The sequence below is a fragment of the Psychrobacter sp. 1Y1 genome, assembly GCF_051847395.2.
GTDB lineage: Bacteria > Pseudomonadota > Gammaproteobacteria > Pseudomonadales > Moraxellaceae > Psychrobacter.
Genome location: NZ_JBPYDF020000001.1, coordinates 2,801,364 through 2,815,216 on the forward strand (window position 1 = coordinate 2,801,364; position 13,853 = coordinate 2,815,216).

The 13,853-nt window shown below is 43.0% G+C and carries 12 protein-coding genes; 5 read left to right on the plus strand and 7 right to left on the minus strand.

Translation table 11 applies throughout. From position 1 onward, the window contains the following. Positions 1-362: 362 nt before the first annotated feature. Both ACS8FA_RS25715 and ACS8FA_RS25720 read left to right on the plus strand, forming a co-directional pair. Positions 363-1,016, plus strand: a complete 654-nt coding sequence (locus ACS8FA_RS25715) for a DsbA family oxidoreductase (RefSeq protein WP_439266243.1) — start codon at positions 363-365, stop codon at positions 1,014-1,016. Between the two features lie 44 nt (positions 1,017-1,060). Then, complete coding sequence (locus tag ACS8FA_RS25720) at positions 1,061-1,756, plus strand: haloacid dehalogenase type II (RefSeq protein WP_439266245.1); 696 nt, start codon at positions 1,061-1,063, stop codon at positions 1,754-1,756. Positions 1,757-2,131: 375 nt separating this feature from the next. On the opposite strand, the gene ACS8FA_RS25725 is transcribed toward ACS8FA_RS25720, so the two are convergent. Next, positions 2,132-3,262: an S-(hydroxymethyl)glutathione dehydrogenase/class III alcohol dehydrogenase gene (locus tag ACS8FA_RS25725; protein ID WP_102093853.1), complete on the minus strand. Its 1,131-nt coding sequence runs from the start codon at positions 3,260-3,262 to the stop codon at positions 2,132-2,134. A 464-nt stretch (positions 3,263-3,726) separates the two neighbouring features. On the opposite strand from ACS8FA_RS25725, the gene ACS8FA_RS25730 reads away from it, so the two are divergent. The 3 genes from ACS8FA_RS25730 to ACS8FA_RS25740 all read left to right on the plus strand — a co-directional run bounded on the left by ACS8FA_RS25730 (position 3,727) and on the right by ACS8FA_RS25740 (position 6,095). After that, positions 3,727-4,647 (plus strand): LysR family transcriptional regulator, encoded by a 921-nt coding sequence (locus ACS8FA_RS25730; protein WP_439266247.1) that lies wholly within the window; start codon positions 3,727-3,729, stop codon positions 4,645-4,647. Positions 4,648-4,758: 111 nt separating this feature from the next. Continuing rightward, a complete protein-coding gene (locus ACS8FA_RS25735) occupies positions 4,759-5,277 on the plus strand; it encodes a DUF302 domain-containing protein (protein WP_439266249.1) in 519 nt (172 codons plus the stop codon). A 116-nt stretch (positions 5,278-5,393) separates the two neighbouring features. After that, the gene (locus tag ACS8FA_RS25740) at positions 5,394-6,095 is read left to right on the plus strand and encodes an IS1 family transposase (RefSeq protein WP_439266251.1); all 702 of its coding nucleotides are present in this window, start codon (positions 5,394-5,396) and stop codon (positions 6,093-6,095) included. Between the two features lie 54 nt (positions 6,096-6,149). On the opposite strand, the gene ACS8FA_RS25745 is transcribed toward ACS8FA_RS25740, so the two are convergent. From ACS8FA_RS25745 to ACS8FA_RS25770, 6 genes are all read right to left on the minus strand, one after another. After that, positions 6,150-6,437, minus strand: a complete 288-nt coding sequence (locus ACS8FA_RS25745; RefSeq protein ID WP_057761296.1) for a DUF4031 domain-containing protein — start codon at positions 6,435-6,437, stop codon at positions 6,150-6,152. Positions 6,438-6,542: 105 nt separating this feature from the next. Then, positions 6,543-8,807, minus strand: a complete 2,265-nt coding sequence (locus ACS8FA_RS25750) for a transglutaminase TgpA family protein (protein ID WP_439266252.1) — start codon at positions 8,805-8,807, stop codon at positions 6,543-6,545. Then, complete coding sequence (locus tag ACS8FA_RS25755; protein ID WP_439266254.1) at positions 8,804-9,820, minus strand: hypothetical protein; 1,017 nt, start codon at positions 9,818-9,820, stop codon at positions 8,804-8,806. Before ACS8FA_RS25755 ends, ACS8FA_RS25750 begins: the two co-directional genes overlap by 4 nt. Before the next feature lie 253 nt (positions 9,821-10,073). Then, a complete protein-coding gene (locus ACS8FA_RS25760) occupies positions 10,074-11,078 on the minus strand; it encodes an AAA family ATPase (protein WP_439266278.1) in 1,005 nt (334 codons plus the stop codon). Between the two features lie 63 nt (positions 11,079-11,141). Further along, positions 11,142-11,600 (minus strand): c-type cytochrome, encoded by a 459-nt coding sequence (locus ACS8FA_RS25765; protein WP_102090425.1) that lies wholly within the window; start codon positions 11,598-11,600, stop codon positions 11,142-11,144. A 64-nt stretch (positions 11,601-11,664) separates the two neighbouring features. Next, positions 11,665-13,752: an EAL domain-containing protein gene (locus tag ACS8FA_RS25770; RefSeq protein WP_439266257.1), complete on the minus strand. Its 2,088-nt coding sequence runs from the start codon at positions 13,750-13,752 to the stop codon at positions 11,665-11,667. Positions 13,753-13,853 lie beyond the last annotated feature (101 nt).

A 13,853-nucleotide genomic window follows, 5' to 3' on the forward strand; every position in this document is an offset into this window, starting at 1 on the left:
ATTCTTTATTAGAATCTTTCTTCTTCAATTATCATTTCAACGAAGCCACTTTAAATAAAAAGCTATTTTGTGACCATGCCTGCTTGGTTAAGTATTCGTAGGTTTTGTTATGACTGAGTCAGCGTATTGCAAAAACGCCTACTTTCTTATTAGTAATGGTTACAATTACGCTACCGAATTGGCGACGCCGACTGCGCAGACTACATTGTAATCACTTAGTCATTCTCTTAGTATGAACTGACTTGATACATGGTAACTAGTTATAGTTGTCTGATAACTAGGTATATCTGCTTGATTCCAACTGATATGCCTCTATCCATACATCCCAAACAAAACATAAATAATAATACCCGCGAGGAAATATGAGCACATCAGAAAAACCACTCCGAATAGATATCGTCTCAGATGTCGTCTGCCCTTGGTGCGTCATCGGTTATCGCCAATTAGCAGTAGCACTTGAGCAAACCAATACTGCCCACACTATCCACTGGCATCCGTTTGAGCTCAACCCAAACATGCCAAGCGAAGGTCAAAATCTACGTGAGCACATCATCGAAAAGTACGGTTCTACCAAGCAAGAGTCAGATGCTAGCCGAGTTAGAATGACTGAAGCTGGCCAGGAAGTTGGCTTTGAATTTAATTTCAATGATGATACACGTATGCATAACACCTTTAATTTGCATCAGCTGCTACATTTCGCTGATCAACAAGGCCGCATGCATGAGCTAAAGCAATCCTTATTTGCCGCGCATTTCACCAATAACAGAGATATCTCCGATATCAATGTGCTTGCCGATATTGCAGCAGATACTGGGCTTGATCGTAGTGAATCATTGGCAGTGTTAGAAGGTCAATTCTTTGCAAAAGAAGTGCGAACAGAAGAGCAGCATTGGCAACAGCAAGGCATTCAAAGTGTTCCGGCCATTATCTTTAATGAGCGTCATTTGGTCAGCGGTGCCCAAGGGGTCGAAAACTACATCAGTATTTTAGAGCAATTGGCCAACATGACTGAGTAAACCACCTGACGTTATAAAAATGTCACTCTATAAAAGGATACTTTATGGCTTCTGAACACTTTCCCTCGATTATTGTGTTCGACGTCAATGAAACATTGCTCGATATCGACACGCTAACGCCTTTATTCACCCGTGTATTTGGCAAGCAAAGAGTGCTGCGAGAATGGTTCGCTCAGCTGGTGCTGTACTCGCAAACTATGACGTTGTCCGGCCTCTATACACCTTTTGGCGAGCTCGGGGTTGGTGCTCTGCGAATGGTTGCTGATATCAGACAAGTGACTTTGACAGACGACGATATCAATGAGTTCAAAGAAAGAATGAGTGCGTTACCTGCGCATCCTGACGCTGCGCCAGCACTGACTCGTTTGCGTGAGGCAGGATTTCGATTGGTCACACTGACTAACTCAGCAAGCAGTGCGTCTCCAACGCCATTAGAAAAAGCTGGTCTCAGTCAATTCTTTGAGCAGCACTTTAGCATTGAGACTGTTGGCAAATTCAAGCCAGCACCTGATACTTACCAATTGGTGGCTGATACGCTAGCCGTTGATACGTCAGATTTATGCCTTGTCGCCTGTCATCTCTGGGATACCATAGGTGCGCAGGCAGCAGGTTGTCGCGGTGCATTTTTGACCCGTCCTTATAATGCGATGCTGAACGCGCCCAACGTACCAGTTCCAGATTTGACCGCATCAGATTTATCGACACTAACGGATCAAATCATTAGCAAAAAGAGTGCTTGATACATTTAGGGTCTGTTGAACATTCAAATATTAGGGCTGCTGATTGCTAAAATTGCACCAAATTAGGCGCAAACCGACGATAATGTCGAGACCTTAACTAGGATTGCAACAACATTTGGGGTGATTTTAGCATCAGCCTTTCAGGGTAGTACTATTTTCTGCCAATATATGGCGAAATTGTTTAACCTAGAATGACTAGGCGTCAAAAATTTCACTGTATATTGCCTAAAAAATAGTGACTGCCAGCACCACATTTGAATGTTCAACAGACCCTAACCTTTAAGCTATGTTTGCAAATAACATTAAAAAAGGCTGCCTCAATATCGAAGCAGCCTTTTTAATAAAGTATTTCTAAGACAATAATGTCTTTGTTGATTACTCTGAGAAGTGTACAACCGTACGAATACTTTCGCCTTTGTGCATCAAGTCAAATGCTTCGTTGACGTCTTCTATTGGCATCGTATGAGTGATGAAATCCTGTAAAGGAATCTCGCCTGCTAGATAGCGCTCGACATAACCTGGTAGTTCTGTACGTCCTTTTACACCACCAAACGCGGAACCTTTCCAGACTCGACCAGTCACTAACTGGAATGGACGGGTTGAGATTTCTTGTCCAGCGCCAGCCACACCGATAATGACCGACTCGCCCCAACCTTTATGGCAGCACTCTAGCGCTGAACGCATAACATCGACGTTACCGATACATTCAAACGAATAATCCACACCGCCATCGGTTAGCTCAACAATAACTTCTTGAATCGGTTTGTCATAATCTTTCGGATTGATGCAATCGGTTGCGCCTAGTTTTTTAGCTAACTCAAACTTGCTCTCGTTAATATCAATCACAATGATACGGCTGGCTTTTGCCATAGCAGCACCGATGACTGCGGATAGTCCAATGCCGCCTAGACCAAAGATAGCAACGGTAGCGCCCTCTTCAACTTTAGCCGTATTCATGACCGCGCCCATGCCCGTGGTCACACCGCAACCAAGCAAGCAAACTTCTTCTAATGGCGCTTCTTTATTGACTTTAGCCAAAGAAATCTCTGGTAAAACCGTGTACTCAGAGAAAGTTGAGCAACCCATATAATGGTAGATAGGTTCGCCATCTTTATAGAAACGTGTGGTGCCATCTGGCATCAAGCCTTTGCCTTGAGTCTCGCGTACTGCCGAGCAAAGATTGGTTTTGCCTGAGCGGCACATTTTACAGACGCCGCACTCTGCCGTATATAACGGAATGACATGATCACCGACCTGAACGCTGGTCACGCCTTCGCCAACTTGCTCAACGATACCGCCGCCTTCATGACCTAGAATCGCAGGGAACACGCCTTCTGGGTCTTCACCAGATAAGGTAAAAGCATCTGTGTGACAAACACCACTGGCAACGATTTTTACCAATACTTCACCTTTGCGTGGCAGCATGACGTCCACTTCTTCGATAGATAGTGGCTGCTTTGGACCCCACGCGATGGCGGCTTTTGATTTAATAAATTTATCGGACATAAGAATCTCTCTTTTTAATTGATTGTTATTTATGGGTGATAACATGACAGTTTCGCTATAAGCACAAACAATTCTAGGGCGTGTCTTCATTTCAAAAATGGTGATAAAAATGAGATAAATTGCCGTCAAACGAGGAAAATAGTGCCGATAATATCGGGATATTAACCAGCGATTTGACGATGTTTGGCAAAATTTAGCTATTTTTAGCCCATTTAGATAACTATCGAGTGAATTGAAGACACGCCCTAATAACTTGCTAACACACTTTATGGATTTTGGCGTTCACTATATCCACAGTTAAAACAAATAAAGATAGACTGAGCTTATCTTGCCTGCCCTCTATAGGCAAGCATCGATGACAGTAAAACACCATCTGTTTACATTGATACTAACCATTATATTTATTTCTGAGCGGATAACAATATGCTATATTTGCAAATATCTTTTACATATTGGTAATAATCATGCGCTGGGAAGGAATTAGTGAGTTTGTCTATGTCGCAGAATATGAGAGCTTTACACGTGGTGCAAAAGAGCTGGGGATCTCGACGGCACAAGTCAGCCGTCAGATCAGCGCGTTAGAGAAACGCTTAAATATAAAACTGCTATATCGAACCACACGCAAGGTCTCACTGACCGAAGAAGGCCGCGTATTCTATCAGCATTGCAGCAGTGTACTTGATGGCTTGGATGCCGCTGAGCAAGCCGTAACCAACTTACAATCAAAGCCTCAAGGCAGGATAAAACTAACAGCGCCCGTTACTTATGGTGAGCAGCAGTTATTACCACTGATCAATGATTTTATGATGCAGTATCACGATATCGAGGTGACTGCTTTTTTGAGTAATCAGAAAATTGACTTGATTGAAGGGGGTTATGATTTGGCGATTCGTATTGGTAAATTGCATGACTCGACGATGATGGCAAAGAAACTTAGCCTGCGTACTAACTTTGTCTGCGCGGCGCCCTCTTATCTAAAAAAACACGGCATACCACACCAACTGAGTGATTTAAGTCAACATAACTGCCTACTAGGTACTCGTGACTACTGGCACTTTATAGATACTGCTAAAGCAAAAGAGAACAGTAATACTTATGCTAAGACGGACAACCAACAAGCAAGTGTAGAAAGGAACCTGCGTGTCTCTGGTACGGTGCAATATAACAGCGGCTATAGTCTGGTCGATGCTGCGCTAAAAGGCTTGGGCATCGTCCAGCTGCCAGATTATTATGTGCAAAAATACCTAGCGTCTGGGGAGTTGGTCAGTTTACTTGACGACTATAGAGAGCCCGAAGAAAGCATTTGGGCCATTTATCCACATAACCGTCATTTATCACCAAAGATTAGGCTGCTCGTAGATTATTTGGCAGAACATTTGGTTTAACGTTCTGTTAAGACGTATTGCAATCACAAACCTGATTACGCACAATGAATATTCGATGTTGCTCATTATAGTTAGGACTGACCATACTACAGATAACTTATAGGTGTCATTATGATTAAAATCGTCTCTATCGCTGCGCTAGCAGTGGCCGTTTCCGCTTGTGCCAGTATCGATACGCTGCTAGATAAAACCAAGAGCACTGGTGCTATGACAGACACAACAACCTCTATCAATGCTGAAAAAGGCTTGGTAACTTTACAGAGCAATCACTCCGTACAAGATACCGCAGACAAACTGGTCTCAGTGATCGAAAGTAAGGGTATGAAAGTATTTGCGCGAGTCGATCATCAAAAAAATGCACAGAGTGCTGACTTATCATTGAGACCAACGCAAGTCGTTATGTTTGGTAACCCTAAAGCAGGTACGCCATTAATGAACTGTGAGCAAACCGTTGCCATTGATTTGCCGCAAAAAATCTTAATTAGCGAAGATGCCGATAAAAAAGTATGGCTATCGTATAACAACCCTGACTACCTCAAGACACGCCACAATATCAAAGGTTGCGATACCGAGATTGCTAATATTTCAAAAGCACTCAACGCGATCAGTACTGCAGCCACGGCAAAATAATGCGCTCGGTATAGTTGAATAAATATACATTCGAGCAGATAAGTGAACAGGCAATTGAAACATTACTTATTGGTGGTGGTTCAAAAAGTAGGCTGAGAAATTGATAAAATAGTGAAATGCACATCACACTATACATCAAATGCCCAGCCTGTCTAAGTGACAATATAAAGAAAAATGGCTTCAAAAGCTATGGTAAACAAAACTATAAATGCAAAGACTGCAAACGGCAGTTTATTGGCGACCATGCCTTAACGTACCCAGGCTGTCACTCCCAAAAAGATAGCAAAATACGACATCTTATGGTTCGAGGCAGTGGCATAAAAGACATCGCTTGCGTTGAGAGAATCAGCAAAGGCAAAGTACTAGCCACCCTAAAAAAGTGTCACTACCAAATAACCCCCAAGCAAAGGCAATATGACTGTCTTGAAATTGATGAGATTTGGACATTCGTAGGCAAGAAGACCAACAAACAATGGCTAATTTATGCCTATCACCGTGACACAGGTGAAATTGTTGCCTATGTATGGGGAAAACGAGACCTTAACACTGTCAAAAAGCTTAAAGCTAAACTGCAAGCGCTAGGCGTAAGTTATGCTAAAATCGCTAGTGATACCTGGGACAGCTTTGTTACTGGTTTTAAGGGCTTTACCCAAGTCATTGGCAAATTTTTCACGGTCGGCATTGAAGGTAATAATTGCACTATCAGACATCGAGTAAGGCGAGCATTTAGGCGAAGTTGTAACTTTTCTAAAAAACTGGAAAATCACTTTAAAGCCTTTGATTTAGCTTTCTTTTACATCAATCATGGGTATGTCTAATGTTAGCCTACTTTTTGAACCACCACCTACTTATTTATTTGAGAAATTCTTCTATTAGGAATGACTAGATTGCTCTATCTGGTCATTCAACTCTACTTTTAATTTCTTTGCACACTCGATAATCTTTTTTCTATCGGCAGGAATAGCACCTTGTGCAATAGCGATTTCGCGCATTTGAACCGTGATATCATAATGAGGATAGCTAGCGTTGCGATGAAATAGTCGCGCATCCACATCAATAAATGCCGCAAAATCATGCAGCTCTTGCAAGCTATCCGCCAACATATGGCACCACTTATGGCCTTTAAATTTTATCTGCACAAAATCTACATATATCGCCATACAACCGCCTCTCTTACTAATTCGCTTATCTAACTTATCGTCAGTTCAAAATACCTCAACAGCACTATCATCAAAGTAACTTAATAAAACTGTCATCAAAAACCTCTATAACAATGCGCGCACATCTTTTTTAAGTTGTTTGAGTCGTTCTTGATACTCGCTATGACTGCTATCAAATGTACTCAGTCGTCCATAGCGTAACTGACGGTAGTTTTGTCTAATTTCAATAAGCTTTGTCTGAATAACGATTGGATCACTACTATCTGTGAGCTGACTCATAGCAGAGTGAACACCGTTATTCTGACGGCTATCAATGGCCGAGGCCAAACGTTCCAACCAAGCCAGCTGCCCTTCATTATCCTTACGGGCTAATAATTTATCACGTTTGGCAATACGTTTTGAGAGCTGAGCAAGTGGCAGATCTGCTGAGTGCCAGCGTTTACGACGACGCTGCCAAATAATAAACACTAAAATGGCCATGACGGAGACAGCACTGGCTGCCAACCAAGTAATCTGCTGCATGATTGAGCTGATATTGAACCATTTGAGTAGCGAGTCGGCCTGTTTGTCTTGGTCATAGCCGACTACGTCTTTTTGCCAGTAGTAGCTCGCTTGGTCTGATAGTCGGCGTAGCGTTTGTAACATTTGATACTGCTGATAGCTGATCTGTGCACTGGTACCATTGCCAAACATAGCCGCCCCTTGCTGCTGGGTCATCGTATTCATGCCTTGCTCTACTCGCTCAGGCGCCACAAAGGCTGTCGGATCCACACGTACCCAACCTTGACCTTCAAGCCAAACCTCAGTCCATGCGTGTGCATCCATTTGCCGCACTTCCCACACGTTACCATTGCGACTTGGCTCACCGCCTTGATAGCCCGCTACTACTCGTGCAGGAATACCAGCAGCGCGTAGCATAAAGGTAAAGCTTGACGAATAATGCTCACAAAACCCTGCTTTGGTTTCAAATAAAAACTCGTCAATACGATTGGTATTGAGCCGTGGTGGCGACAACGTATAGCGAAAATCTGTTCGATTGATCCATTGCTCAATAGCAGCTATGTAGCGCACAGGGTCTGAACCTGACTGCTCAAATAATTGCTTAGCAAGCGCGCGTGCTTGTGGATTACCTTCGTTAGGCAAGGCAAGATTCTCACGTTTTGATGCCTCTGTTAGAACCGGATCAATACGCATCTGTGCGAACTGCAACACATCATAGCGAAGTTGCTGCGTAACAGGTTGGTCTTTTGATAAGGTAAATTCAGAGGTAGTATTGATATCTGGCTGTTCAGAAAACGGATAATCAAGACCAAATAGCCAGTTTTGCTGAGTGGGTTCTAAGATAACCTTGTAATTGACAGGTGCCGCCCTTGATTCATCAGGTACAGTAGCAAAGGCATTCTGAATCCATGCAGGTGCTTGCAATCTCGATGACCATTGATCCTTTTGGGAAGCCAGACGCCATGTGACACCATCGAAATCACTAAATACCAAACCGCGCCAATACAGCTGCTGTTGCGGCGGACGCTCAGCAGCAAACTCTACGCGAAAGGCTAGCTCAGTTGACTGCCCTAAATTGGCAAAATCACCAGGAGACATACTATCAGAGACACCTGTAGTAGCTTGCTGACCTGAGAGCTGTACTGACCACAGTGGGGGCAGTCTCGGAAAAAACAAAAATAGCACCACCAATAATGGTAACGCGCCAACCCCTAACACGCCCAATGTACGCAAGCGTCCATCACCGCTAGCATTGCTATCATCATTAAGCGCAATAAATGCTAGCAACACAATGACTGCACCAACGATCACTTCTAAAGTAGTCAGTAAACCTTGGTCCATCAAAAATAATGCCGCAAGCACGAACAATGATAGATTTAACACTACATAGGCATCGCGGCGCTTATATAGCTCCCATAGCTTACTAACTAGGCATAGCACTAGAAATGCCACACCCATATCGAGCCCAAACGCTGTACTGTAGGTCAGCCATAGACCTAATAACCCCAACAAAAATCCTAGCATTTGCATACTTTGATAAATACGCTTTAGGTGCGATAGTTTTTTGAATTTAGCTTTGATATGAGGCAATTGAGCGGCGATACTGATGGCGGCAAATCCTATCAGCCATAATGGTAAATGTGCGGCATGCGGTAATACAACGACGACTTGAGCAATTAATACCCAATAATAAGCCGGCAGTGCAAATAACTTACGATACCATTTAGCGTCATTTCGCTCAGGTTGAAACGAGACTTTTTGACCTAAAGCCAACTGCTCGAAGCTAGCTCTTTTTGTAGCATCGAGCGCAGAATACTCTGCGGACAGTGTATCAACATCAGTGGAAGATAAGCGTTTAGAATTGGTCATGGTGCTTTCGCAAGCCTTAGCAAGCATGCTTGCGCAAAGGATTCCCCGTTACCCATCTCCGCAGTAGCAGGAGTATCACTAGGTAAACGCATTTGAAACGGCACGCCTAGCTGACCTAGCGTCAATGCGCCATAAGCCAATTGTGCAAGTTTGTGCTCGTGATGTGCAGCTGGCATATCTGCATAATCAAGCATTTGCTCATGACCAACCGGATCAGCGAAGTGCTTGGTCAGCATACCTTGTCCCCGCGCCACATGCCCCCAAGAGACTCGGGCCAATGATTCACCCTCGACATAATTATCTAATCGCTCAAAGTCGTCCTGACCCTGTCTATACTGCCCACCTGTTGGTAAATCTTCTAAGCTTGCGATTGCATATTTTGCTTGCCAGTCAAAGACTTCAGGCTTTGGATATACCCACGCTGTACGCGCAAAGTAGACATAAGACCATGCACGCATGATACCTAAAGGATAAACTGTTTTTATTTTTAACCGTGGCAGTTCAAGCTGACCACGGTTGTAAGTCTGGACAGGCAGTCGAATGACTTGCTCACCTTGTAACCGTGTGATGAGTATTGAACTTTGCGCATTTATGCCATTTTTGGTTTTCTTATTGGCTAACTGCTCAAATTCAAATAGCAACTGGCGCCTTGGTTGGCGACTATCACTATTCAACTGTAGTGTAACCCAAACAGGCAAGCTAGCTTCTGTCATAGTGACTTCTAGCAGACGCACTTGCAGACCAGATATATGAGCAAAAGTAACATGAAAACTAATCAGCCAAATACTGACCAGATAAAAGCACAAACCAAGCACTAAGTTGTTGCCATAGTTGATACCCGCGATAAAGGTAATTACTAACAATACGGCGAATAGCATTCCTTCACGACTAAAGAAAATATAGACATTACGCAAATTAAGCGTAGCACTGTCACTCTTAGGTGCGCGCGCGGCAAACCAGCGGCTCAGAGCTGATTTTATTGGTGCGGTTAAAGCCTTTGGCAATAAGCTCATGACTACCCTATTATTACCATCTGATTGACAATGCTGTCGGTATTTATATTTATATCTGACTGATAAACAAACTCACGAATAGAACGATATAGTTGATTAAGGACAATTCGAATACGAGGAGATCGGGTGAAAATACCGTAAATAGTGAACTGAGTGACTTTGATATTTTTTCTAAGTTATATAGCGTTGACTATGTGTAGAACTATGGTTCACAGATGCAGTTAATCAATACGGTCAAACAGTCTGTCAGCTGCTAAGCGACGACTGACACTTCTGCTAGAATGCGTTGGGCGATGGTTTTTGTTGCTTGCCCACCAGTCACATGCGCGGGTACGAAACGCTGACCGAGACGATGATCAGTGACCGCAGCAAACACTGCTTGTATATCTTCAGGGGTCACTTCCATATATCCCGATACATAGGCATGCGCTTGGGCAGCACGTTGTAGCGACAACACGCCGCGAGGGGATAAGCCATGATACTCTTGGCTTGCACGGGTTTTTGCAACCAGTCTCTGCAAATAATCCAATACTGTATCTGCTACATAAATTTGCCTAACACCCTGCTGAGCCACTAGTATAGCCTCAGTATCAAGTACCGTATCCAAATCCTTGAGTAGCTCGCGACGGTCTTTACCTTTTAGCAGCTCACGCTCTGCGACAGGCGATGGATAACCCAATGATAAGCATAATAAAAATCTGTCTAACTGCGACTCTGGGAGCGGATAGACACCTGCTTGTTGCAATGGATTTTGGGTGGCAATGACAAAGAATGGCTGTGGCAAAGGATAAGTCTGGCCATCTTGCGTGACTTGACGCTCTTCCATCGCTTCAAGTAGCGCACTCTGTGTTTTAGGACTGGAACGGTTGATTTCATCAGCAAGTAATAACTGAGTAAAGACAGGGCCCGGACGAAACTCAAATTGCTGTTTACTTTGGTCGTAGATGCTCATACCTAAAATATCAGCAGGCAACATATCATTGGTAAATTGCACTCGGCTAAAGCTTAAACCTAATAACTGTGCCAAGCCCTGTGCCAAAGTCGTCTTACCCATACCAGGCAAGTCCTGTAACAGCAAATGACCGCCTGCTAATATACAACTGAGCGCTAGCCTGACTGCTTGCGGCTTATCCAATACAATCTGATTTAATTGCGCTAACAGCTGTGCAATTTGCTGCTGATTGCGTTGAAAATCAGTTGTACTAGGTATGGGTTGGCTGAGCGGATTCTCTGTTATATGAGAGGTAGATAATGATATATCGTTAGCTGCATGGTTCATGGTAGGTTATTGGCTCATTTTTTAGGTCATAACGATGATAAGTCAGTTCACATCATCTGTAACGGTTGGTGCAGCGGCACGGAGCGTAGATAAATAAGCAATAATATCAGCACGTTCTTTCGCATCTGGCATCGGGTCAGACAGCATTTTGGAGTCCGGCATGGCTTTTTGGGCATCTGCAATATATGGATCGAGTGTCTCTGCATCCCATACCCAACCTGAATCTTCTAGCCCTTTGCTGTAGGTATAGTCTTTTAACTCGGCAGCTGGCGCACCATATATATTCATTAATTGTGGGCCTTTTTTATTCAGACCCGCATTACGTTGGTGACATTGACCACAGGCATCTTTATAAATTATCGAACCGTTGTCTGCATCGCCGTCAGTATATAAGGGCAGAGTCACAGGAGCACGGTGGTCAGGTGGTGTTTTCTCACAAGCTGCGAGCAACAGAACAGCAGCCAAAAGGCTACTCATTTGATATTTATTAATAAGTGTCATTTTTAGCAATCTTTAGTTGAAGAATATTATCGCTATGACATAAACGATATGACATATTGGCCTTTTAACTCGCTACCTTTATTGTGCTACTAGGCTCTTCTAAATAATACCCTTGCAAATAGCGCGCACCCACACTCCAAGCTACTGACATCGTTGCTGCATCTTCAATATAAGGCATGAGCACATCGACTTTAATGTCATTAGTACGCGCAATAAGAGATTTAACCGTTTCTAGATTTTCTGCTGAACCAATATCTTGGATATAACTGCGCGCCAAGCGTACCATATCAGGCTGGACAAAATTGGCAATTTCAATAGATTTGACAGAAGAGCCAAAATTATTAATACCTAGTTGACAGCTAACATCGCTGAGTGCGGAAAATTGAGATTTGGCGACGGTTAAGTGATCAGAGATATCTATTTCATTGAACTGTAGTGTCAATACACCAGCTGCGCCGCCTACCGCTTTTATCAATTGACTGGCGACAATCGGCAGTTTTTTATCAACCAGTGAAGCATTAGTTAATTGTACTAACAATTTGGCTTCAGGATGAACTTTACGGACGTCATTGATTTTCTTACAGGCATTGATAAGCACCCATCGATCAATCTTTTCTAACAGTTGATGTTTTTTAGCCACCGCCATAAATTGATCAGGGGTTAATACCGTATTGTCAGCATCTGACAAAGGTAACCGTAGATACACTTCAAAGAAGTCGCTACGATCGTTATTGATGTCGTATATTGGCTGAAATGATAGATCAAAACGGTTATTAGTAATGGCATCCACTAATGACTCAGCAAGCGCATGATCATCGCTATTGGCATGTTCGCTTGGGTCATATATACGGTAAGATCCACCACTGTTAGAAGTCTCTACCATGATTTGGCTGATAGCATCCATGGCGCGTTCTAATATGATGACAGGCTCTACAGGATTTTTTTCAATTTTGACAACAGCAATGCTGACTGTTGTATTGGTTGTACGCTTATCAACTTCAATAAACATACCCTTGATTGACGAACCGATATGTTTAGCAATCTCTTCAAGATCACTCGTCATCTTGTTTTTTACTAAAATCGTAAATGCTGTATCGCTAAAACGGCTCACATGCCCATCAGGTACTAGCTCAGTTAATGTGTGGGCAACTTGTTTGACCGTTGCATCTATTCCTTGTAGACCTAAACTACTTCTTATTTTTCCTACATTATCAACCTGCACATATAGCAGGGCTGCGGTCATTAGTCCTTGGGACGCCTGCTGATGTATTGCTATCATCTGCTCTTCAAAACCACGACGATTATCTAAGCCAGTTAAATTATCTTTACGTTCAGCTTCAGCTAAACGCTTAGCAACCTCCGCACTATTATTACTATTCTGCTGAATAATAATCTGAATGACTGGCTCGCCCTCTAACGTGGCTGATGCTAATTGTAGTTTCGCTTCAAAAGTGCTGCCATCTGTCCGCACACTTTCAAAATTAAACTCAACGTCTTGGCGACTGCCTTTGTCAAACTGACGTAAAAACTGTTTAAATCCTTTGACACTATCACCACCCGAAATCAGATCAATAATAGGCACGCCTACCGCTTCATTCATTGATTTGAAACCGAATAATTGGAGATAGGGATCATTAGCAAAGATATGAATCCCTTCATCAATATAAGCAACCGCGCTCTTGGAGTTCTTAATCAGCACATTAGCACGTTGTTCTGCTTCAGAAAGCACTTGACGTAAAGTTTTTAGCTCACGACGACTGCGCAAACTACTATGCTGTAGACAAATGGCCATTACGACTGGCATCTCTTGATCCATTTCAAGCGCTTTGATCATCGTGCCACTAATCACAGTCGGTAGCTCATACTCATTGTAGGCCGTCGACGCTATCTCTTCATTCATTAAACAGATCATTGGCAGATCGATATTTTGCTCTTGTACGATGCTCACCACATCTGTAAAGCTCATATTATAAGCTTTGCCAAATACCAGTACATCCCACGGTTGGCGCAGAAGTTTTAATAGCTCTTCTTTATCGTCCAAAAACCCCAAATTCACACTATCATAATAAGGACTCAATAACTGAACAAGACGTTCAGCATAGAGCTGATCATCATTGATCACCAACAAATTTAAAAGAGATTGAGAGCGCATAAGGAGCCTTTTAGTCGTACGTATTGTTATCTTTTATTTTGTTACTTTACATCTTTGCCTAAAACTAACCTAGCACATAAAACACGCTAGCGTTAATATTC

Coding starts and splice junctions, on each gene's coding strand:
- ACS8FA_RS25715 (WP_439266243.1), top strand. CDS start 363: ATGAGCACATCAGAAAAACCACTCCGAATAGATATCGTCTCAGATGTC.
- ACS8FA_RS25720 (WP_439266245.1), top strand. CDS start 1,061: ATGGCTTCTGAACACTTTCCCTCGATTATTGTGTTCGACGTCAATGAA.
- ACS8FA_RS25725 (WP_102093853.1), bottom strand. CDS start 3,262: ATGTCCGATAAATTTATTAAATCAAAAGCCGCCATCGCGTGGGGTCCA.
- ACS8FA_RS25730 (WP_439266247.1), top strand. CDS start 3,727: ATGCGCTGGGAAGGAATTAGTGAGTTTGTCTATGTCGCAGAATATGAG.
- ACS8FA_RS25735 (WP_439266249.1), top strand. CDS start 4,759: ATGATTAAAATCGTCTCTATCGCTGCGCTAGCAGTGGCCGTTTCCGCT.
- ACS8FA_RS25740 (WP_439266251.1), top strand. CDS start 5,394: ATGCACATCACACTATACATCAAATGCCCAGCCTGTCTAAGTGACAAT.
- ACS8FA_RS25745 (WP_057761296.1), bottom strand. CDS start 6,437: ATGGCGATATATGTAGATTTTGTGCAGATAAAATTTAAAGGCCATAAG.
- ACS8FA_RS25750 (WP_439266252.1), bottom strand. CDS start 8,807: ATGACCAATTCTAAACGCTTATCTTCCACTGATGTTGATACACTGTCC.
- ACS8FA_RS25755 (WP_439266254.1), bottom strand. CDS start 9,820: ATGAGCTTATTGCCAAAGGCTTTAACCGCACCAATAAAATCAGCTCTG.
- ACS8FA_RS25765 (WP_102090425.1), bottom strand. CDS start 11,600: ATGACACTTATTAATAAATATCAAATGAGTAGCCTTTTGGCTGCTGTT.
- ACS8FA_RS25770 (WP_439266257.1), bottom strand. CDS start 13,752: ATGCGCTCTCAATCTCTTTTAAATTTGTTGGTGATCAATGATGATCAG.